Consider the following 20,623-nt stretch of genomic DNA (forward strand, 5'->3'; position numbering starts at 1 on the left):
GCTGTCAGGTCTCGTCGCCCGTCGCGAGGGCCGCCGCGGCCAGGGCCGTCGCCGGGTCCTGGTCGGCGCCGCCCGCGGGGACCCAACGGCCGTGCTCCCTGCGGTACGGCCACCAACGCCCCTCGCGATCCAGACGGAGCTGGTGCGGTGCGCCGACGACGCTCCACCGGTTGGCCCGAGCCCGCAACGACGGCCGCTCGTCCACCTCCCAGGCCGACTCCAGTGCCGCACGCGCGCGTGCGAGGGCGTCGCCCTCGACGGCCCACTCCTCCTCGAGTACGGACAGGGCGGTCCCACCGCCGAGCCGCCACGCGCGTACGGCCGTGGCCAGGGCCTCCCGCGTTCGCCCCGAACCCTCGCCGAGACGGTCCAGCACATCCGGCCCGGGATCCCCCGCGGCCAGGCGCACCGCATCCTGTGCCATGGTCGGCTCCGGGGCCACGGCCCGCCGGTCGTGCCCGGCGCGCAGGGCCTCGGCGAGCAGACGGTGGGCCTCCGCAGCCGTCCGGGAGGCCAGGAACGACAGGCCGGCCGGGTCGACGCCGGGCGGGGAGGCCGCCTCCGTGTCCAGGGGCGGCGGTACGCCCGGACCGTCCCCGAGGCCGGGCGGTGCGGGCAGCGGCGGCAGTACCTGTCCCGCCCTGTACGCCTCGGCCGCGTCCACCCCCTCCTGCCGGACAGCGACCTCTTCCGCTGGTGCGGAGCCTTGGGTCTGGAGGGCCTCCAGCACGGCGCCCTCCGCGCGGCCCCGCATCAGCAGCAGGACGAAGGGATCCTGGTCCAGCAGCCTGGCCACCTGGTAGCAGAGCGCCGCGGTGTGTCCGCAGTGGTCCCAGGCACCGCAGTCGCACTCGGGTTCCAGGTCGCCCATGCCCGGCAGCAGGTCGATGCCGGCGGCCGCGGCGTCCTCCACGAGGTGCGGCGGCATGTCACGGTCCAGCAGCGCCGCGACATGTCCCGAGCGCTCGATCGCCATGTCGACAAAGCGGTCCCACTGGGCGTCGGAGAGCCGCTCCAGCAGCACGTCGGCCCGGTGCGCCGTACGGTCCCTGTCGTGGACGACCGCGGTGATGCGTCCCGGCCGCACCGACACCGCGCCGACCGCTCCCGCGCGCGCGAGCCTGCGCCCCGCCTTCACCTGCGCCGCGTCCATCGCCGCGTCCTCCAGCGCCTTCAGCCAGGCGCGCCCCCACCAGGTCTGCGCGAAACCCCGGCCCTGTGCGGGCGGCAGCGCGACGAACGTCCGTTCCGCCTCGTTGTCGTACCGAGTCATCGCGTACCCCCTCGCAGTTCGACCAGGTCGGCCAGTTCCGCGTCCGTCAGTTCCGTGAGCGCCGCGTCGCCCGAGCCCAGCACGGCGTCGGCCAGTTCCCGCTTGCGGTTCAGCAGGGCGGCGATGCGGTCCTCGATGGTCCCCTCCGCGATCAGCCGGTGCACCTGGACGGGGCGGGTCTGACCGATCCGGTAGGCGCGGTCGGTGGCCTGCGCCTCGACGGCCGGGTTCCACCAGCGGTCGTAGTGCACGACGTGCTCCGCGCGCGTGAGGTTCAGTCCGGTGCCCGCCGCCTTCAGCGACAGCAGGAAGACCGGAACCTCGCCGTCCTGGAACCGCCGCACCAGCGACTCCCGTGCGGTGACGGACGTGCCGCCGTGCAGGAACATCGACGACACTCCGCGCGCCGCCAGGTGCTGCTCCAGAAGCCGTGCCATCTGCACGTACTGCGTGAAGACCAGCACGCTCGCCTCCTCGGCGAGGATCGTGTCGAGCAGCTCGTCCAGCAGTTCCAGCTTCCCGGAGCGACCGGTGATCTTCGGCCGGTCCTCCTTGAGGAACTGCGCCGGGTGGTTGCAGATCTGCTTGAGGCTCGTCAGCAGCTTCACGATCAGGCCGCGCCGCGCCATGTGGCCGGCCCCGGCGATCTCCGCGAGCGCCTCGCGCACCACCGCCTCGTACAGTCCCGTCTGTTCCGCCGTCAGCGACACGGGGTGGTCCGTCTCGGTCTTCGGCGGCAGCTCCGGCGCAATTCCGGGATCCGACTTGCGGCGTCGCAGCAGGAAGGGCCCTACGAGCCGGGCCAGTCGCTCCGCCGCCGCCGGGTCCTGTCCGCCCTCGACGGCCTGGGCGTAGTGCCGGCGGAAGCTGCCGAGCCGGCCGAGCAGCCCGGGCGTGGCCCAGTCGAGGATGGCCCACAGCTCCGACAGGTTGTTCTCCACCGGGGTTCCGGTGAGGGCCACGCGCGCGCGGGCGCCGATCGAGCGCAGTTGCCGCGCGGTCTCCGAGTACGGGTTCTTCACGTGCTGCGCCTCGTCCGCCACGACCATGCCCCACGACACCGCGGAGAGCCGGTCGGTGTCCAGACGCATGGTGCCGTAGGTGGTCAGCACGAACTCGCCGTCCGCGAGGCCGTCGAGGTCGCGGCGGGTGCCGTGGAAGCGGCGTACGGGCGTGCCGGGCGCGAACCGCTCGATCTCCCGCTGCCAGTTGCCCATCAGGGAGGTCGGGCAGACCACCAGGGTGGGACCGGCAGCCTCCGCGTCCGTCTGCCGGTGCAGATGCAGGGCGATCAGCGTGATGGTCTTGCCGAGCCCCATGTCGTCGGCGAGACAGCAGCCGAGTCCCAACGACGTCATGCGAACCAGCCAGTTGAGGCCCCGCCGCTGGTAGTCGCGCAGCGTGGCCCGAAGAGCGGCGGGCTGCGCCACGGCCTCCTGCGCCTCGGGGTCGGCGAGGCGCTCCCGCACGGCCGCCAGCCATCCCGTGGGCCGCACCTCCACGCGGCGTCCGTCGACCTCCGTCGAGCCCGTCAGAGCGGCGGCGAGCGCGTCGACCGGCGTGACCTTGTGGTCCTGCCGGGCGCGGGCGCGGTGGGCCTCCTCCGGGTCGACGAGCACCCACTGGTCGCGCAGGCGCACGACGGGGCGGTTCGCCTCGGCGAGCAGATCCAGTTCTTCGCGCGTGAGGTTCTTGCCGCCCAGGGCGAACGTCCAGTTGAAGGCGAGCAGTGCGTCGGCGGACAGGAATGACGCGCCGGTCCCGGACCCGGTCGTGCGCGACCCCGGATCGCCTTGCGGGGGCCCCACCTCGGCGTGCTCGGTCAGGTCGCGGGCCAGCTCCCTCGGCCAGTGCACGTCGACTCCGGCGCCGACGAGCGCCCGGGACCCGGCTCCGAGCAACTCGGCGATCTCCTCGTCGGTGAGCTCGACCGCGTCGGGAACGGCCGCCGACAGCAGAGGGCTGAGCGAGGGCCAGGCCCGGGCCGCCCGGCGCAGGGCGAGCAGGGCGTCTGTACGCGCGCGCGTGCCGAACGCGGCGGCCACGGTGCCGGCCCACACCTCGGCGGTGTCCGCGACAAGCGTGGGGTCACTGACGCTGTGCACCTGGGGCACCGCCCGGAACGTCGGCCGGGCGTCCCGGGGAGTACCGGCCGACAGTCCCCGCACCTCGACACGGAGCGACAGCCGTACGCCCGTGTCGTGCCCCGCGGCGACGTCCAGGGCCCATTCGCGCAGCTCGGGCGAGAGCCGCGGCTGCCACGAGGCGTAGGCGGGCCCGCCCGCCACCAGTTCGGCGGCGGGGGAGCGGGGCAGCGTGTCCGCGACCGCGTCCAGGAAGGAGCGCACCAGGACCTCCGGGTCGGGCAGACGCGGGGGGCCGGTGTCGTCGACCGGGACCGCGTGCGCCTCGGGCGGCATGGCGGCGGCGAGATGGCGGACCCGCTCGCTCTCCCGCGCGTCCAGCGGACCCGCGCGCCAGGCGTCGTGTTCGGCCGCGGAGAGGCCGGGCAGCAGCAGTCCGCGCGCCACGAGGTGCAGGGCCTCGACGGCGACCGCTCCCCAGAACACCGACGCCCGATGCCCGTCCGCACGGGCACGCGCGCGTGTGAGTACCGGCAGGGCGGCCCCTACCGGGAGCAGCACCGCGGGCACGCTCACCGTTTCGACGCCGTCGTCCTCGGGCAGTACGACCGTCAGGCTCCCCGGGGTCCCCGACGGGACGGTGCCGGGCGCTTCGCCGTCGGGCCGCCAGAAGGCGACCGTGCCGGTGCGTGCCGGTTCGCCGGGCAGGAAGACGGCGCAGCAGTCGGCCAGTGCGGAGATCTCGGAGGGGGTCGGAAGAGCGTTCTGCGCAGCGATGACGTATTCCTCAAATTTGACTAGCCAGGATGCGGCGGCCGAGTATATGCGATCACTGGATCGCTGGGCTGCGCTTTGTTTGTGGCATGGCTCACTATTCAAGGGGGGAGGTGTCTCACGGCACCCCTCCGGACTCGGTCGCCGACGGACTCTCAGGGGCGCGTAGGGGTCGGTCCTCAGGGAGTTCTCAGGGTCGCGCTGCGGAACCGCCGGGAGCGCGGGCCCGTTTTCAGGACAGAGAGCGGCAGTGGCCGCGAAGGAGGCGACATCATGTCGAAGAACGCCAAGGTCGCAGCGGGGGGTGTGGCGGTCGGGCTCATCCTGCTGATCTGGCTGCCCTGGTGGGCCGCCCTGCTGATAGTTCTGGGAGTCCCGGCCGCCGCCTACCTCACACTCGATCCCTCGCAGCGGCGCAGGCTGCGCCGTGTCTCGCGCAGGGAGATAGGCCGTTGAGGCACTGATCGGGCGCCGGGCGCCGGGCGCCGTGCCGCCGGTCGTGCGGGGAGGAGGGGTTGCGTACCTCCCCCTCCCCGCCCCGGGCGGTGGTACGCCGTCCGTGTCCCGGTCAGCTCGGTCGGACGGCCATCTTGTCGAGGGCTTCCAGGAGCCCGGGCAGCGACGGTCCCCGCCCCACCGGCAGGACCTCACCGGGCTCCTCGTCGAGCAGGACGAACGCGATGTCGTCGGTCCTGGCGACGAGCGACCAGCCGGGACCGTCGGCACGCAGCGTCCGCGCGTCGCCAGGGGCGAACGACGACCTGACCCGGCCGAGCGGCGGCGGTGTGTCGAGGTAGGCGCGGGCCTCCGCGAGGACTCGCCGGACACCGCCGTGCCCGAAGGCCCCGGCGCCGGTCCGGTCGTCCGCGGCAGCGACCTCGTCCGTGGCAACGACCTCGTCCGCGGCGGCGGCCGGTGCTCCCTCGTCACTGCTTGCCTCGGCGTCCGCGCCGGCTTTCCCGCCGTCGCCGGGGGCACCGGCCGGCGAACCGGCTTCGCCGCCCGGCGTCGGGAACTCCGCGTCGTCGATCTGCTCCCGCCACTGCGCCCACTGCAAGGCGATCTCGTCGGCTCCCAGACGTCGCTGCGCCGGCCCCCAGACAGTGGTGTCCGGCGGGCACAGCGCGGGCTGGTCGGTGGACTCGGGCCCGGGGTCGTGCGGCACGGGAACACCGGGTGCCGCCACGGCGACCGCGAGGGGCCAGCCGGGCAGCGCGGTGACGACCGTCCGCTCGTCCGGCGACAGGTCGTACTCCATGCCGCAGTCCCAGGACGCCACGGCGACCGCGACCAGCGAGACGTCGTCGATGACGACGGTCCACCGGGCGCCGTCACCGTCCTGGCCGAGCACCAGGCCGTAGCCGTCCGCCAGCGGCGGGAGACCGAGCGCGGCGCACGCCTCCGGGTAGTCGTCGCCCAGCACACTCGGAAACTTCGCCGGCGTCAGCAGCACCGCCGTGAGCACATAGAGCGCATCGTCCGCGGCGGCGACGGCGTCCTCGTCCGTCCCGGCCATCCCAGCCTCCCCATCGGTTCGTCCAATGGCGGGCACCCTAGTGCGCCCGGGAAGCCCTTGTCACGACTCCCAGACGCACCCGAGCTGCAGCTTTCCGGTTGGACGGGGGCGAATCGACCACGTGGCGGCCGAGGTGCGACGCTCAGGGCGCGGGCAGCCCGAGGAGCGCGCGGGCCACGTCCCGCGGCGGTTCCCGGCGCTCCCGGGCGAGCGCGATCACGGCCCGGCACGCCAGTTCGTTGACCCCGAACGACAAGGCCTCCGGCGACACGCGGCCCGCCGCCTCGTCGATCCGGTCCTGATCGTCCTCCACACACGCCGAGACGTAGGCGGCGGCGGCCTCGAACAGGTTGTGCGAGCGGGGCCCGCCTCCCGCCGTCCCGTCCTTGCTCCCCTCCGTGCGCCGAGCGGTACGGGATCTGTCCCAAGCCTCGAGGATCCTGCGGAACAAGCGGACCACCCTCCCCAAACGATCATCCTGGCCGACCGTGCATCTCCTGCTACTCAACGTAGAGTTGAAGCCCCATCCGCAGAAGGGGGCGGTCACGTGACGCGGCGGTTCGAAAGACTGGCACGGATCCGGCGCATGGATCCCTACGAGGACGCCTCGGAGATCTACCGGCTGTCCTCGGCCTACGAGTTCCCCTGGGACTTCGCCCGCGCCCTGGAGCTGGCGCTCTACCGCACCTACGCCGTGCCGAGCATCGGCCGGCTGCTCGCCGAGACGGCGGAGTTCACCGACCGGCCCCAGAAGCGGTACGACGACACGGCACTGCTCCTCGACGCCGTGGTCGAGCACGGCGTCGACAGTGCGCAGGGCCGCACGGCCATCCGACGGATCAACCGGATGCACCGCAGCTACGACATCACCAACGACGACATGCGGTACGTCCTGTGCACGTTCGTCGTGATCCCCACTCGCTGGATCGACACCTACGGCTGGCGCAGGATGTCGCGCCACGAGGTAGTCGCCACCGCCGTTCACTACCGCACGCTGGGACGGCACATGGGCATCAAGGACATCCCGGGTTCGTACGAGGAGTTCGAAGCCTGTCTCGACGCCTACGAGGAGGCCCACTTCGCCTGGGACGAGGACGCGCGCCGGGTTTCCGACGCCACGCTCGATCTCATGGCCTCCTGGTATCCGCGCCCTCTCGCCCCGCTTCTGCGCGCCGGGACCCTCGCCCTGCTCGACGAGCCCCTCCTGCGGGCCTTCGGTTACGCTCCGCCGAGCCCCGCCACCCGCGTGGCCGTGCGCCGGGCCGTCAGGCTGCGCGGACGCGTGGTCCGGCTGCTGCCGCCGAGGCGTGCCCCGCACCACGCCCGTCAGAACCGGGAGGTCAAGGGCTACCCGAACGGCTACCGGCTGGCTGACCTGGGCACCCGTCCGGTCCCCGGCGTCCGGGGCTGCCCGGTCCGCCACATCGGCTCGCCGGCCGCCGAATGAGGCGAGCGTCTCCCGCGGCCGACCGAGTGGGGCCCGGGAGACGGCGCCCGCGACGATCACTGGGCCATCGGCCCCCAGGTGCAGGGGATCGGACCCTCGATGCGCATAAGTGCCGAAGGGCTCCCGATCTCAGCCCGCGCGGGTCGCCAGGGCCAGGAAGCGGTCGTCCTCGTCGACGTACGCCGTCATGTCCCATCCGGAACCGCCCAGCAGCGGACGGAGATTGCGCTCCGCGCGCAGGTCGTCCGGTGTGAGCTGCCGTCCCTGCCGGGCCGCGAGCGCCGCCCGGCCGATCGGGTGGAACAGCGCCAGCACACCGCCCGGACGTACGACGCGCGCCAACTCCCGCAGGTTGCCGACGGGATCGGGCAGGTGCGCGACGAGACCCGCCGCGAACACCGCGTCCAGCACCCCGGATCGCAGCGGCAGCGCGGCGACGTCGGTAAGCAGCAGGCGCCCGTCGCGGTCCCTGCCGGCCCGTACGGCGGCCTGGAGCATGGCAGGCGTGAGATCGGCCCCGACGACCAGCCCCGTCGGCCCCACCGCCGTACGCAACGGGGGCAGGGCCCGACCGGTGCCGCACCCCGCGTCCAGTACCCGATCACCTTCGCGCAGCCCCAGCTCGGCGACCGCGGCCGCGTAGGCCGGGCCGTCGTCGGGGAACCGGCGGTCCCAGTCGGCGGCCCGGGAACCGAAGAACTCCTGCACGCGCGTGTGGTCGTCGCTCATGCTTCGCATGATCCCCCAAGAGCACGGAAGATGTCGCAGCGCACATGTTCGAGCGTGACGCGATCGTTCCAGCGCCTCTCTGTGTCAGATAGCAACACCTTTCGAAATGCGCCCCCGTTGTGCGCCCCGGTCGGGACTAGCGTCCCGGGGCCATGGGACACCTGGACCACGCAGCCCTGGGCTGGCTGACACCCGCGCTGTCGTACGCGATGGCCTGTACCGGCGCCGCCCTCGGACTGCGCTGCACCGTGCGCGCCCTGGCCGCCACCGGGCACACGCGCCGCAACTGGCTTCTGACCGCGGCCTCGGCCATCGGCACGGGCATCTGGACGATGCACTTCGTCGCCATGCTCGGCTTCCGGGTCAGCGGCACCGACATCCGGTACGACGTACCTCTCACCCTCGTGAGTCTGCTCGTCGCCGTGCTCGTCGTCTGCGTCGGAGTCTTCGCCGTCGGCTACGGCCGCAACCGGGTGCGAGCCCTTCTGCTCGGCGGACTCACCACGGGATTGGGCGTCGCGAGCATGCACTACCTCGGCATGGCGGCCATGCGCCTGCACGGCGAGGTGGGCTACGACCCGGCACGCGTAGGGCTCTCCGTGCTCATAGCCGTTGCAGCCGCCACCGCGGCCCTGTGGGCGGCGCTCAACACCGAGTCGCCTCTCGCGGTCGCCCTCGCCTCACTGATCATGGGGGCGGCCGTGAGCAGCATGCACTACACCGGCATGGCCGCGGTGAGCGTGCGCGTCACGCCCTCCGGCGAGGCGCTGCCCGGGGCCACGGCGATGCAGTTCATCTTCCCCCTCGCCGTCGGCCTCGGGTCCTACCTCTTTCTGACGTCGGCCTTCGTCGCGCTGTCGCCGACGGCCGGGGAGCGCGAGGCGCCCACCTCGGTCCGGCGGCAACCCGCTGGGAGCACCGCCCCGTAGCGGCGTGTCCGGGCCGCAGGGCCCGAGGCAACGCACCGACTCCGTCCCGAGCGAGGAGGCCATGCGTCCACCCCGTCCCACCCCCGCACGTCCGACGCCCGAAGCGGGCGCCGACACGCCGTCCGACACTCCGTCCGACAGGCCATCGGACGTGCCGTCCCGGCCGTCCGTACGCGGCCGTCGCGCGCACGCCGGACCGCCCGCCGACGAGGGCCCGGCAGAGCCGGCCGGCGAGGCAGCGGCCCCGCCCGACACACGCACGTGGCCAAGGCGCGTACAGCCCCGCACCGTGCGCGCGCGGATCGTCTGCCTCCTCATGGTGCCCGTCGTCTCCCTCCTGGCCCTGTGGGCGTACGCCACCGTCACCACCGCCCAGGACATCTCCCGGCTGCGGCAGGTCCAGCGCGTGGACGCCCGAGTCCGGGTCCCCGTGAACGCCGCCGTCGCCGCCCTACAGGCCGAGCGGCTCGCCGCCGTCCGGCTCGCCACCGACCCGTCGTCGGTGCCCGGCGCGGACTTCCGGGAACTGACCGCGCGCACCGACCGCGCGGTGGGAAAGCTACGGCTCGGCGACCACCACACCGTGGCCGACAGCGAGGAACTGCCCACCGGAGTGGCCCGGCGGCTCGAGGCGTTCGTCACCGGAGCCGAACGACTGGGGCCGCTGCGAACCGCCGTCCTCGACCACCGCGCCGACTGGGAAGACGCCTACCGCCGCTACACGGCGGCCATCTCGACGGCCTTCCACGTGGGCGGCGCGCTGAGCGGCGTCCAGGACACCGATCCGGGATCGGACGCGCGCGTCCTGGTCGAATTCGCCCGCGCGGGCGAGGCACTGGCCCAGGAGGACGTACTGCTGGCCAGTGCCCGCCTGGCCGACGGGCTCGCCGGGGCGCGACTGCGCCTGTTCACCGGCGCCGTGGACACACGCCGGACACTGACCGGGGCCGCCGTCGCCGATCTGCGCGGCGACGAAGGCGCGGCCTGGCGGAACCTGGCCGACAGCGATGCCTACCTGGCCGTGGGCGCCACGGAGGACCGGCTGCTCGGCAGTGGTACGCGGGGAGGACCGGTCGGGGCGACGGTTCCCCGGTCCGCCTGGGACGGGGCGCACACGCGCGTACGGGACGGCATGCGGGCGATCGAGCGGGACGCCGGACGCTCGGTCGCCGACCGGACCGACCCGTTCACCCGCGGTGTGCTCACGCCGGCCGGGGCCGCGGTCCTGTTCGGCCTCCTCGCCGTCGCCGCGTCCCTCGTCATCTCCGTCCGCATCGGCCGTGGCCTGGTCGTCGAACTGGTGAGCCTGCGCGACAGCGCCCTGGAAATCGCCCGCCACAAGCTTCCCGAGGCGATGCGCAGGCTGCGCGCGGGGGACGAGATAGACATCCGGTCCGAGGCACCGCACCGGCCTCCTGCCGAGGACGAGGCCGGACAGGTCGCCGAGGCCCTGGCCAGCGTGCACCGCGCCGCTCTGCGCGCCGCCGTGGAACGGGCCGAACTCGCCGGCGGCATCGCCGGGGTCTTCGTCAACCTCGCCCGCCGCAGTCAGATCCTCGTCCACCGTCAACTGAGTCTCCTCGACAGCATGGAACGGCGTTCCGAGGACCCGAACGAACTCAGCGACCTCTTCCGGCTCGACCACCTCACCACCCGCATGCGCCGCCACGCCGAAAGTCTGATCATCCTCTCCGGCGCTGCGCCCGGCCGCGCCTGGCGGATGCCCGTCCCCGTGACCGACGTGGTCCGTGCCGCCGTCTCCGAAGTCGAGGACTACGCACGCGTGGAGGTACGGCAGCTGCCCGAAGCGTCGGTCAAGGGCGCCGCCGTGGCCGACGTCACCCACCTCCTGGCCGAGATCATCGAGAACGCCGCCCAGTTCTCACCACCCCACACGCGCGTGCGGGTCACCGGTGAACCCGTCGGCAACGGCTATGCGATCGAGGTCGAGGACCGCGGCCTCGGCATGGGCAAGGACGCCCTCGCCGAGGCCAACCACCGCATCACACGTTCCGAGACACTCGACCTGTTCGACAGCGACCGGCTCGGCCTGTTCGTCGTCAGCCGACTCGCCGCCCGGCAGGACATCAAGGTGCACCTCAGGACCTCCCCCTACGGCGGCACCACCGCAGTCGTCCTCCTGCCCCTCGCACTCCTGCACGGCGAAACCGCGGCGACCCCTGCCGGGGCGGCACATCAGGCGGCCCGGGACGAGGAGCACCTGTACGCACGCGTGCCCGGTTCCTCCGGGCAGCAGGACCCCGTTCCCGCACCGGTCGACCGGCCGGCGCTGACATCCGCCGCACCGGCGGCAACGCGCACCACCACTGCGGGTCGGCCTCCCGGGGCGCCTGCCCTGCGACTGCACCGCTCCTCCGACGTCCCCGACGCATCCGAAACCCCCGCGAGGAGCGACGACCCTCGAGAGTCGCGGCCGACGGGGGAGTCCGACGACCTTCCCCGCCGGGTGCGGCAGGCCAGTCTGGCCCCTCAACTGCGTGGCGAGAGCCCCGTGGGGCCGCCGCGGCCCGGCCCGCCGCGCGGTGACGAGGAGCGCGGCGGCGAGGAGCGCACCCCCGAGGCAGTGCGGGACCGCATGACCGCGTACCGCGACGGCTGGTCGCGAGGCGGTGGCCGTCGCCCCGGCCGCCCGGCACCGCCGACCGGCGACAGCACCGAAGGAGACCCCGCATGATCCAGAACCCCGGCACGGGAGCCGCCCGGCGGACCCGCGAACTCGACTGGCTCCTGGACGACCTGGTCGGACGGGTGCACGAGGTGCGGCACGCCGTCGTGTTGTCGAACGACGGGCTCGCCGTGGGCGCGTCCAACGGCCTCGGTCGCGAGGACGCCGAGCACCTCGCCGCCGTCGCCTCCGGCTTCCACAGCCTGGCCAAGGGAGCGGGCCGGCACTTCGGCGCCGGGGGCGTGCGCCAGACCATGGTCGAGATGGACGACGGGTTCCTGTTCGTGGCCGCGGCCGGAGACGGCTCCTGCCTCGCCGTCCTCACCGCCGTGAGCGCGGACATCGGTCTCGTGGCCTACGAGATGGCACGGCTGGTGAGACGGGTCGGCGAGCACCTGCACACCGCGCCGCGTGCCGCCGTACGGCCCTCCTTCGGCGCATGACCCGGAAGGGCCTCAGGGATGACCGACGACAGCACGGGTGGTGGCCGGGAAGGACCGGGCAGCCAGTGGTACGACAACGAGGCCGGACCACTCGTCCGTCCCTACGCGATGACCGGCGGCCGCACCCGGCCGGGGCCCGCGGGAGTGCGGTTCGACCTGATCGCCCTCGTCGCGCGCGCGGTCGGCGCACCGGACGTCGAAGACGCCGTCCTCGGACCGGAACACCGCACCCTGATCGGCCTGTGCCGCACGGAAACCCAGTCGGTCGCCGAACTCGCCGCCGATGCGGATCTTCCCGTGGGCGTCGTCAGGGTGCTCCTCGGCGACCTGGTGGAACTGGGGTGTGTGACCGTCAGCCGCCCCGTGCCGCCGGCGCAGTTGCCCGACGAACGGATTCTGCGCGAAGTGATCGACGGACTGCGCGCTCTGTAGAGAAGGCCGAAAGACCATGACCGGCACGACCACGACCACGGCCACGACAACGACTCGCACGACCACGACCGGCACCCATGTGCACGACCACCCGCACCGAGAGAAGTGATCGATGGTCTCCGAACGCTCCGACGCCACGGACGGCGACACGACCGCGCTGGCGTTGAAGATCCTGGTCGCCGGAGGGTTCGGCGTGGGCAAGACCACCCTGGTGGGCGCGGTCAGCGAGATCAGGCCGCTGCGCACGGAGGAACTGCTCAGCGAGGCCGGGCGGCTCGTGGACGACACCGACGGCATCGACCGGAAGGTCACCACGACCGTCGCCATGGATTTCGGCCGCATCACGATCCGTTCCGGCCTTTCCCTCTACCTCTTCGGCACGCCGGGGCAGGACCGGTTCTGGTTCCTCTGGGACGAACTGGCGCAGGGCGCGCTCGGCGCCGTCGTCCTCGCGGACACCCGGCGCCTCGCGGACTGCTTCCCCGCGGTGGACTACTTCGAACACCGGCACATCCCGTTCGTGGTGGCCGTGAACTGCTTCACGGGAGCGCGCCGCCACGACGAGCACAGCGTCCTCAGGGCGCTCGACCTAGATCCGGGAACGCCCGTGGTGCTGTGTGACGCCCGGGACCGCGATTCGGGGAAGGAGGTGCTGATCCGGCTCGTCGAGTACGCCGGGCGGATGCACACAGCCCGGCTCCTCGACTCCGTCCGCTGACCGGACCGGCGCCGACGACAGGGCCGCTCTCGGTGCGTTCCCTCAGCCCGTGCCGTCGGCTCCTGCCCTCACGCCGCGACCGATTTCTGGGCGAGGACCTTGTCCACGGTGACCCGTACGAGGAGTTCGCCCGGGACACCGTTGCGCGCCCCGAACTCCTCGGCGCGGTCTTCACCCATGTATCGGGCGCCGATGCGGGCGGCCCAGTGCCGCAGTTCGTCGAGGTCCTCCGAGATCCGCGCACGCCCCTGGAGCACGACGAAGTCGAAAGGCGGCCGGTCGTCGTCCACACACAGGGCGATGCGGCCGTCACGGACCAGATTGCGCCCCTTCACGGTGTCCTTGCCGGTGTTGAACACCAGGTCGTCCCCGTCCAGCAGGAACCAGATGGGCGCCACATGCGGGCTGCCGTCGGCCCGAACGGTCGAGAGCTTTCCGGTGCGGGTGCCGTCCGAGACGAACGCCCGCCATTCCTCATCGGTCATCTTCTGTGCCATGCCCCCATCCTCCTTGCCCGGAGCACGGGCGTGGGGAAGGCTGGCGGACGGATCCCCCGGCCAGGGGGAGGCAACGCATACGGGGAGACACGGGGAGATCGGATCATGGTGCAGAACCAGGGACTCGGCTGGTTGCTCGACGACCTGACCGCGCGCGTCGAACACGTAAGGCACGCGTTGGTCCTGTCCAACGACGGCCTGGTGACCGGCGCGAGTACGGGCCTGCGACGCGAGGACGCCGAGCACCTCGCCGCCGTCTCGTCCGGACTGCACAGCCTGGCCAAGGGCTCGGGCCGCCACTTCGGCGCCGGTCAGGTACGGCAGACGATGGTCGAGTTCGACGACGCGGTGCTGTTCGTCACCGCCGCGGGGTCGGGCAGTTGCCTGTGCGTGCTCAGCGGGGCCGAGGCGGACATCGGGCAGATCGCGTACGAGATGACACTGCTCGTGAACCGGGTGGGCGAGCACCTCGACGTCGATGCCCGGCAGCCGGGACGGATATCACCCACCGAGCCCTGACCTGCGCTTTCGGTGACCCCGCCGGTCGGCCGCGGAGTTATCCACAGGCTCGCCACGGATGTCGCGGATCCGGCTACGGTTTTTGTGTCAGCGGGCGCGGACGGCGCCCGCCACACACTCCACGGGGGAGACGAACCATGTCCGGCAACACCCTCACGCACAACGTCGCCGAAGCCGGCGGGCAGACCGGCACCACCCGGACCGCCTCGGTCACCCGTCATCGCGCGGCGCGGGAACTGGGCCTCAGGCGCGGTGACTTCGACCTGGCGGTCCAGCTCGGCCGAGTCCGCACCGTACCCGACGACGGGGGAGGCGGGCGGCGCGTCCCCCGCGACGAGATCGACCGGATCCGGGCGGCGGACGGTTTCCCCGACGTGCTCCGGGCCGCAGTCCGGACCGTCGGGACCAGGGAGGGCGCGGCCCTCATGGACGTGACCACGGCCCGGTTCACACGTCTCGCACGGCTGGGGCTGCTGGTGCCCGTGAAGTTTTACCTCAACAGGTACCGCGCCGTGGTCTGGCTGTATCTGGCGGAGGAGCTGCGCCGGTTCCGGGCCGACGAGCGCAACACCGCACTGCTGAAGGGGCGCACACCCGAAGGGCTGCGGGACCAGTTGGGAGGGGGACTTGACCTGCGTCCTCGCAACTGGCGGGGAAGGCACCTGGGATTCCTGCTCCGGCAGGCGGACGACCCCTGGGCCCGGGCCGCGGCGGTGGCGTCACTGCTCGACGCCGCCGAGATCGCGGCCGTCGTCACGGATCCCTACGAGCGTTCCCATCTGCGCCGGTTCCGTCCCGCACTCGCCACGCACGGCTCGCCGGGCTCCCCGGCCGCACAGCTCGCCGAGGAGATCGCCACGGCTGCCGACCCGGACGAGGTCGACCGGCTCCGCTCGGAGCTGGCGGCCGCGGTGGACACGGCCCGCCGACATCGTCCGGCGCCCCGCCCGGGCACGCTCGTCGCGCCGCACCCGCCCGGTCCGCAATCCCTGACGCGCGGTACGGCGGAACCGGTGCCGCGCGAAGCGGAGGACACCCCGCCGAGCGAGGCGGAGCAGCAGCCCCGACGGCTGAGCAGCCTGCTCGGCAGGCTGTGGCGCAGGGACTCCTGACCTACAGGGCCCGGAAGAGCCCTTCCTGCACCACGGACACCAGCAAGCGCCCCTCCGTGTCGTAGATCCGTCCGCGGGCCAGCCCACGCCCACCGGTCGCGATCGGAGACTCCTGGTCGTACAGGAACCACTCGTCCGCCCGGAACGGCCGGTGGAACCACATGGCGTGATCCAGCGACGCCATGTCGAACCCCCGCGGACCCCACAACGGCTCCACAGGAATGCGCACGGCGTCCAGGAGCGTCATGTCGCTGGCGTAGGTCAGGGCGCAGGTGTGCACGAGCGGGTCGTCGCCGAGCGACCCGACCGCGCGCATCCACACGGCGCTGCGGGGCTCGGCGCCCTCGACGTCCTCGGCGCTCCAGCGCAGCCGGTCGACGTAGCGGATGTCGAAGGGCTGACGACGGGCCATGCGCTCCAACTGCTCCGGCAGCGCACCCAGGTGCTCCCGCACCTCCTCGGCGACCGTCGGTAGGGACTCCGGATCGGGGACCTTGCGGGCCGGCGGCAGCTGATGCTCGAAACTCCCCTGCTCAGGCTTGTGAAAGGAGGCGGTGAGCGTGAAGATCGTGCGGCCCTGCTGCACGGCCGTGACCCGGCGGGTGGTGAACGACCGCCCGTCCCGGTCCCGTTCGACCTGGTACACGATCGGCACACCCGGGCGTCCCGGACGCAGGAAGTACGCGTGCAGCGAGTGCACCGGGCGGTCGCCGTCGGTGGTCCGTCCCGCGGCGACCAGCGCCTGGCCGGCCACCTGGCCGCCGAAGACCCGCTGTAGCGACTCCTCGGGGCTGCGGCCACGGAAGATGTTGACCTCGATCTGCTCCAGGTCGAGCAGTGCGACGAGGCTCTCGGCCGGATTCGTCATGGGTGGTGTTCTCCTGTGCTCACAGCTGGCCGACATCGGTGACACGGACGACCGCACGGCCCTCCGCGTCGGAGGCGGTGAGGTCGACCTCCGCGCTGATGCCCCAGTCGTGGTCGTCGTTCGGGTCGTCGAAGATCTGCCGCACCCGCCACAGCCCGTTCTGCGGCTCTTCCTCGATGATCAGCAGCTTCGGACCGCGGGCGTCCGGGCCGGTGCCGAGGTCGTCGTACTCGTCCCAGTACGCGTCCATGGCCTCGCCCCACGCGTCGGCGTCCCAGCCCGCGTCGGCGTCCATCTCGCCCAGCTCACCGACCTGGTCCAGGGCGGCGAGCTCGACCCGGCGGAACATGGCGTTGCGGACCAGCACCCGGAAGGCGCGCGCGTTGGCGGTGACCGGCCGTACCTGATCGGCCTTCTCCTGGGCCTCCTCCGCCGTCATCTCCTCCGGGTTGGCGAGCTGCTCCCACTCGTCGAGGAGACTGGAGTCGACCTGGCGCACCATCTCGCCGAGCCACTCGATCAGGTCCTGGAGGTCCTCGGACTTCAGATCGTCCGGCACGGTGTGGTCGAGGGCCTTGTAGGCGCTCGCCAGGTAGCGCAGCACGATGCCCTCGGTGCGGGCCAGTTCGTAGTGGGAGACCAACTCCGTGAAGGTCAGCGCCCGTTCGTACATGTCGCGGATGACCGACTTCGGGGACAGCGGGTGGTCACCGACCCAGGGGTGGCTCCTGCGGTACGTGTCGTAGGCGTGGAAGAGCAGCTCCTCCAAGGGCTTCGGGTACGTGATGTCCTGGAGGCGCTCCATGCGCTCCTCGTACTCGACGCCGTCCGCCTTCATCGCGGCCACGGCCTCACCGCGCGCCTTGTTCTGCTGGGCGGCGAGGATCTGCCGCGGGTCGTCCAGCGTGGACTCCACCACGGACACCATGTCCAGCGCGTACGACGGCGACTCCGGGTCCAGCAGTTCGAAGGCGGCCAGGGCGAAGGTGGACAGCGGCTGGTTCAGCGCGAAGTCCTGCTGGAGGTCCACCGTGAGACGCACGATGCGCCCCTCCGCGTCCGGCTGCTCGAGCTTCTCCACGATGCCGCCGTCCAGCAGCGAGCGGTAGATGGCGATCGCCCGCCGGATGTGCCTGAGCTGCTGCCTGCGCGGCTCGTGGTTGTCCTCCAGCAGGTGCCGCATCGCGGAGAAGGCGTCGCCGGGGCGGGCGATCACCGACAGCAGCATGGTGTGGGTGACCCGGAAGCGGGACGTGAGCGGCTCCGGCTCCGAGCCGATCAGCTTGTCGAACGTGCTCTCCGACCAGGCGACGAACCCTTCGGGAGCCTTCTTCCGCACGACCTTCCGCCGCTTCTTCGGATCGTCCCCGGCCTTGGCGAGCGCCTTCTCGTTCTCGACGACGTGCTCGGGCGCCTGCGCGACCACGAACCCCTCCGTGTCGAACCCGGCGCGCCCCGCACGCCCGGCGATCTGGTGGAACTCCCGGGCCCTCAGTGTGCGTACGCGGGTGCCGTCGTACTTGGTCAGCGCCGTGAACAGCACGGTTCGGATCGGGACGTTGACGCCCACGCCGAGCGTGTCCGTGCCGCAGATCACCTTCAGCAGGCCGGCCTGCGCGAGCTTCTCCACCAGCCGCCGGTACTTGGGCAGCATGCCGGCGTGGTGGACCCCGATGCCGTGCCGCACGTAGCGGGAGAGGTTGCGGCCGAACTTCGTGGTGAAGCGGAAGTTGCCGATGAGGTCGGCGATCCGCTCCTTCTCCTCGCGGGTGCACATGTTGATGCTCATCAGCGCCTGCGCCCGCTCCACGGCCTGCGCCTGGGTGAAGTGCACGATGTACACGGGCGCCTGCCGGGCCGCCAGCAGATCGGTGAGGGTCTCGGTGAGCGGGGTGTAGCGGAACTCGTAGGACAGCGGCACCGGACGGGTGGCCGAGCGGACCACCGAGGTGGGACGGCCGGTGCGGCGCGCGAGGTCCTGCTCGAAGAAGGAGACGTCACCGAGCGTCGCCGACATGAGGACGAACTGGGCCTGCGGCAGTTCCAGCAGCGGAATCTGCCAGGCCCACCCGCGGTCCGGCTCCGCGTAGAAGTGGAACTCGTCCATGACGACCTGGCCGATGTCCGCGTGCTTGCCGTCACGCAGTGCGATCGAGGCCAGGACCTCGGCGGTGCAGCAGATGACGGGGGCGTCGGAGTTCACCGAGGCGTCGCCGGTCAGCATGCCCACGTTCTCGGTGCCGAAGATCTTGCACAGCTCGAAGAACTTCTCCGACACCAGCGCCTTGATCGGGGCCGTGTAGAAGGTGACCTCGTCGCGGGCCAGGGCGGCGAAATGAGCGCCCGCCGCGATCATGCTCTTGCCGGAGCCGGTGGGGGTCGACACGATCACGTTCGCGCCGGAGACCACCTCGATCAGCGCCTCCTCCTGATGGGGGTAGAGCGTGAGACCGCGCTCCTGCGCCCACGCCTCGAAGGCTTCGTACAGGGCATCGGGGTCGGCGGTCCGCGGCAGCTGATCGATGAGGGTCACGCCCCCATCTTGCCTGCCCCGGGCCACGATGGGGGAATCGGCTGTCCGCGTGAAGATCACGAACGCTACGCTGGGTCGCCGGCGCGGCAACAGCGGACCTGGACAACTGCACAGCGGCACACGAGGAATGGGGCGGGCAACGGCGATGATGGGACCAGCACACTCACTGTCGGGCGCCGCGGCGTGGCTCGGCGTCGGAGCGGCGACCGCCGCCGCGGGACACCCGATGCCCTGGCCCGTGCTGCTCGCCGGAGCGCTGATCTGTGCCGGAGCGGCGCTCGCCCCGGACCTCGACCACAAGGCTGCCACGATCTCCCGGGCCTTCGGACCGGTCTCACGGGGCCTGTGCGAGATCGTCGACAAGCTGTCCTACTCCGTCTACAAGGCCACGAAGAAGCGGGGCGACCCGCGTCGCTCGGGTGGGCACCGCACGCTGACGCACACCTGGCTGTGGGCGGTCCTGATCGGCGGGGGCACGTCGGTCCTGGCCATCACAGGTGGCCGTTGGGCGGTCCTGGCGATCCTCTTCGTGCACATGGTGCTGGCCATCGAGGGGCTGCTCTGGCGGGCGACCCGCGGCTCCAGCAGCGACGTGCTGGTCTGGCTGCTGGCCGGCACCAGCGCGTGGATCCTCGCCGGCATCCTGGACAAACCGGACGGCGGCGCGGACTGGCTGTTCACCGCGCCGGGCCAGGAGTACCTGTGGCTGGGGCTGCCGATCGTGCTCGGCGCGCTGGTGCACGACATCGGGGACGCGCTGACCGTTTCGGGCTGCCCGATACTCTGGCCGATACCGGTGGGCCGCAAGCGGTGGTACCCCATCGGCCCGCCCAAGGCCATGCGGTTCCGAGCGGGCAGCTGGGTGGAGCTGAAGGTGCTGATGCCGGTGTTCATGCTGCTCGGCGGAGTGGGCGGCGCGGCGGCACTCAACTTCACCTGAGCGACGCGCACCCGGCCGGCTCAGCCGGCTTGCCCGGTGTCCTGCCCCTCGCCCGGGCCGTACCGCCGCTCGAATCGGGCGACGCGCCCCTCCGAGTCCACCGTGCGCGCCTTGCCCGTGTAGAAGGGGTGGCTCTCCGAGGAGATCTCCACGTCCACCACCGGGTAGGTCTCGCCGTCGTCCCACGCGATGGTCTCCTCGCTGGTCGCGGTGGACCGGGTCAGGAAGGCGTACCCGGCACTGCGGTCACGGAAGACGACGGGCCGGTAGTCGGGGTGCTTGTCCTGCTGCATGGCTGCTCCTCGTGCCGCACGGTTCTTCGGGACGACGGCACGGGGCTGCCGTCGCAGGTGGTGTCAGCCGGGCAGGGAGTCCTCGTCGACCACGTGCATCGCCGCTTCCTCGGCGGAGGCGGCCGCACCGTCGATGCCCACGTCCATGGCGACCAGCGCCGGCTCCTCGTCCTCGTGCGCCCCTTCGTCGGGCGCCACGAGTCGGCCGGAGCGGTCCGCGCCGACCTCGTTGTCCAGCAGTTCCCCGTCGGTGCCGTCGGAGTCGCCCAGGCCGTCGCCGTCGGGCGCGAGCTCGTCCGGACGCTCCTCGGCGAGGCGCTGGTCCAGCGTTTCGCCGCGGCGGCGTTCGGCAGCCGTCACACCGGTGTGCTCAACCGCCCAGGGGCGCTCGGGCGGGGACCAGCCCCGGTCGAGGGGATCGTCGACACCGTCCTCCTCAAGGGTGTCCTCACTGTCGAGCAGGCCGGTGTCCTCCCGCTGCTCGGACCCGTCGGGCTGGTAGACGTCATCTCCCCATCCGTCGACGCTGTTCACGGATACCTCCAGGGGGTGGGGACCGGCCCCTTCTCACCGTGCACCGCGGCAGGCCGCCGCTGCACGGGGCACAGGCCTGACCCGTCGCGGAACCCCGCGGTTCCCGGGCCTACCTCGAGCCGGTGCCTTCTCCCAGCCTTCCACTCCCGTTCGGGACCGCGCAACGGCACGCACCCCGCCGGGGTACGCGCCAGGCATGCCGCTGCTGCTCCACCGGCCCGGCCGGTCCACGCCGGCCGCCCCGGTACCGGAGCGGCGTCCGCCCCCGGCCCACCACCCGGCCAGCCGGCGGGGCC

Annotated in this window: 20 protein-coding genes; 10 read left to right on the plus strand and 10 right to left on the minus strand. The window is 72.3% G+C overall.

The window, feature by feature from the left end; genetic code table 11:
• Positions 1-4 precede the first annotated feature (4 nt).
• The gene (locus B9W62_RS33625) at positions 5-1,273 is read right to left on the minus strand and encodes an SWF or SNF family helicase (protein ID WP_087810687.1); all 1,269 of its coding nucleotides are present in this window, start codon (positions 1,271-1,273) and stop codon (positions 5-7) included.
• On the minus strand, positions 1,270-4,134 hold the full coding sequence (locus B9W62_RS33630; protein WP_087812212.1) for a DEAD/DEAH box helicase: 2,865 nt from the start codon (positions 4,132-4,134) through the stop codon (positions 1,270-1,272). The genes B9W62_RS33625 and B9W62_RS33630 overlap by 4 nt, the downstream gene beginning before the upstream one ends.
• 270 nt (positions 4,135-4,404) lie before the next feature.
• Here B9W62_RS33630 and B9W62_RS33635 point away from each other — a divergent pair, with 270 nt between their 5' ends.
• Positions 4,405-4,587, plus strand: a complete 183-nt coding sequence (locus tag B9W62_RS33635) for a hypothetical protein (protein WP_052837043.1) — start codon at positions 4,405-4,407, stop codon at positions 4,585-4,587.
• A 112-nt stretch (positions 4,588-4,699) separates the two neighbouring features.
• On the opposite strand, the gene B9W62_RS33640 is transcribed toward B9W62_RS33635, so the two are convergent.
• Together B9W62_RS33640 and B9W62_RS33645 are read right to left on the minus strand one after the other, a co-directional pair.
• Positions 4,700-5,647: a hypothetical protein gene (locus B9W62_RS33640; protein ID WP_087810688.1), complete on the minus strand. Its 948-nt coding sequence runs from the start codon at positions 5,645-5,647 to the stop codon at positions 4,700-4,702.
• A gap of 142 nt (positions 5,648-5,789) precedes the next feature.
• Complete coding sequence (locus B9W62_RS33645) at positions 5,790-6,098, minus strand: hypothetical protein (protein WP_179235797.1); 309 nt, start codon at positions 6,096-6,098, stop codon at positions 5,790-5,792.
• Positions 6,099-6,233: 135 nt separating this feature from the next.
• On the opposite strand from B9W62_RS33645, the gene B9W62_RS33650 reads away from it, so the two are divergent.
• A complete protein-coding gene (locus B9W62_RS33650) occupies positions 6,234-7,094 on the plus strand; it encodes an oxygenase MpaB family protein (protein WP_179235798.1) in 861 nt (286 codons plus the stop codon).
• Positions 7,095-7,223: 129 nt separating this feature from the next.
• Here B9W62_RS33650 and B9W62_RS33655 read toward each other — a convergent pair whose 3' ends face one another.
• Positions 7,224-7,823: a class I SAM-dependent methyltransferase gene (locus B9W62_RS33655; protein ID WP_087810691.1), complete on the minus strand. Its 600-nt coding sequence runs from the start codon at positions 7,821-7,823 to the stop codon at positions 7,224-7,226.
• A gap of 152 nt (positions 7,824-7,975) precedes the next feature.
• Here B9W62_RS33655 and B9W62_RS33660 point away from each other — a divergent pair, with 152 nt between their 5' ends.
• The 5 genes from B9W62_RS33660 (at position 7,976) to B9W62_RS33680 (ending at position 13,031) form a co-directional block, all read left to right on the plus strand.
• The gene (locus B9W62_RS33660; protein ID WP_087810692.1) at positions 7,976-8,752 is read left to right on the plus strand and encodes an MHYT domain-containing protein; all 777 of its coding nucleotides are present in this window, start codon (positions 7,976-7,978) and stop codon (positions 8,750-8,752) included.
• 61 nt (positions 8,753-8,813) lie between these two features.
• Complete coding sequence (locus tag B9W62_RS33665; RefSeq protein WP_087810693.1) at positions 8,814-11,447, plus strand: sensor histidine kinase; 2,634 nt, start codon at positions 8,814-8,816, stop codon at positions 11,445-11,447.
• Positions 11,444-11,881, plus strand: a complete 438-nt coding sequence (locus B9W62_RS33670) for a roadblock/LC7 domain-containing protein (protein ID WP_087810694.1) — start codon at positions 11,444-11,446, stop codon at positions 11,879-11,881. Before B9W62_RS33665 ends, B9W62_RS33670 begins: the two co-directional genes overlap by 4 nt.
• A gap of 18 nt (positions 11,882-11,899) precedes the next feature.
• Complete coding sequence (locus B9W62_RS33675) at positions 11,900-12,313, plus strand: DUF742 domain-containing protein (RefSeq protein ID WP_087810695.1); 414 nt, start codon at positions 11,900-11,902, stop codon at positions 12,311-12,313.
• Positions 12,314-12,425: 112 nt separating this feature from the next.
• Complete coding sequence (locus B9W62_RS33680) at positions 12,426-13,031, plus strand: GTP-binding protein (protein ID WP_087810696.1); 606 nt, start codon at positions 12,426-12,428, stop codon at positions 13,029-13,031.
• A 68-nt stretch (positions 13,032-13,099) separates the two neighbouring features.
• On the opposite strand, the gene B9W62_RS33685 is transcribed toward B9W62_RS33680, so the two are convergent.
• Positions 13,100-13,528, minus strand: coding sequence for a PPOX class F420-dependent oxidoreductase (locus B9W62_RS33685; RefSeq protein WP_087810697.1), 429 nt, complete (start codon positions 13,526-13,528; stop codon positions 13,100-13,102).
• 105 nt (positions 13,529-13,633) lie between these two features.
• Here B9W62_RS33685 and B9W62_RS33690 point away from each other — a divergent pair, with 105 nt between their 5' ends.
• Together B9W62_RS33690 and B9W62_RS33695 are read left to right on the plus strand one after the other, a co-directional pair.
• A complete protein-coding gene (locus B9W62_RS33690; protein ID WP_087810698.1) occupies positions 13,634-14,047 on the plus strand; it encodes a roadblock/LC7 domain-containing protein in 414 nt (137 codons plus the stop codon).
• A gap of 137 nt (positions 14,048-14,184) precedes the next feature.
• Complete coding sequence (locus tag B9W62_RS33695; protein WP_087810699.1) at positions 14,185-15,159, plus strand: DUF6397 family protein; 975 nt, start codon at positions 14,185-14,187, stop codon at positions 15,157-15,159.
• Position 15,160: 1 nt separating this feature from the next.
• Here the strand turns inward: B9W62_RS33695 and B9W62_RS33700 are convergent, their stop codons facing one another.
• Both B9W62_RS33700 and B9W62_RS33705 read right to left on the minus strand, forming a co-directional pair.
• Positions 15,161-16,027, minus strand: a complete 867-nt coding sequence (locus tag B9W62_RS33700) for an acyl-CoA thioesterase (protein WP_087810700.1) — start codon at positions 16,025-16,027, stop codon at positions 15,161-15,163.
• A 19-nt stretch (positions 16,028-16,046) separates the two neighbouring features.
• Entirely contained in the window at positions 16,047-18,560 is a 2,514-nt protein-coding gene (locus tag B9W62_RS33705; RefSeq protein ID WP_179235799.1) for a DEAD/DEAH box helicase, read from the minus strand.
• 145 nt (positions 18,561-18,705) lie between these two features.
• Here B9W62_RS33705 and B9W62_RS33710 point away from each other — a divergent pair, with 145 nt between their 5' ends.
• Entirely contained in the window at positions 18,706-19,500 is a 795-nt protein-coding gene (locus tag B9W62_RS33710; RefSeq protein WP_087810701.1) for a metal-dependent hydrolase, read from the plus strand.
• Positions 19,501-19,520: 20 nt separating this feature from the next.
• Here the strand turns inward: B9W62_RS33710 and B9W62_RS33715 are convergent, their stop codons facing one another.
• Together B9W62_RS33715 and B9W62_RS33720 are read right to left on the minus strand one after the other, a co-directional pair.
• Complete coding sequence (locus tag B9W62_RS33715; RefSeq protein WP_087810702.1) at positions 19,521-19,793, minus strand: type B 50S ribosomal protein L31; 273 nt, start codon at positions 19,791-19,793, stop codon at positions 19,521-19,523.
• A gap of 63 nt (positions 19,794-19,856) precedes the next feature.
• A complete protein-coding gene (locus B9W62_RS33720) occupies positions 19,857-20,327 on the minus strand; it encodes a DUF5709 domain-containing protein (protein ID WP_087810703.1) in 471 nt (156 codons plus the stop codon).
• Positions 20,328-20,623 lie beyond the last annotated feature (296 nt).

It is taken from the genome of Streptomyces sp. CS113 (assembly GCF_002188365.1).
Lineage (GTDB): Bacteria > Actinomycetota > Actinomycetes > Streptomycetales > Streptomycetaceae > Streptomyces > Streptomyces tendae.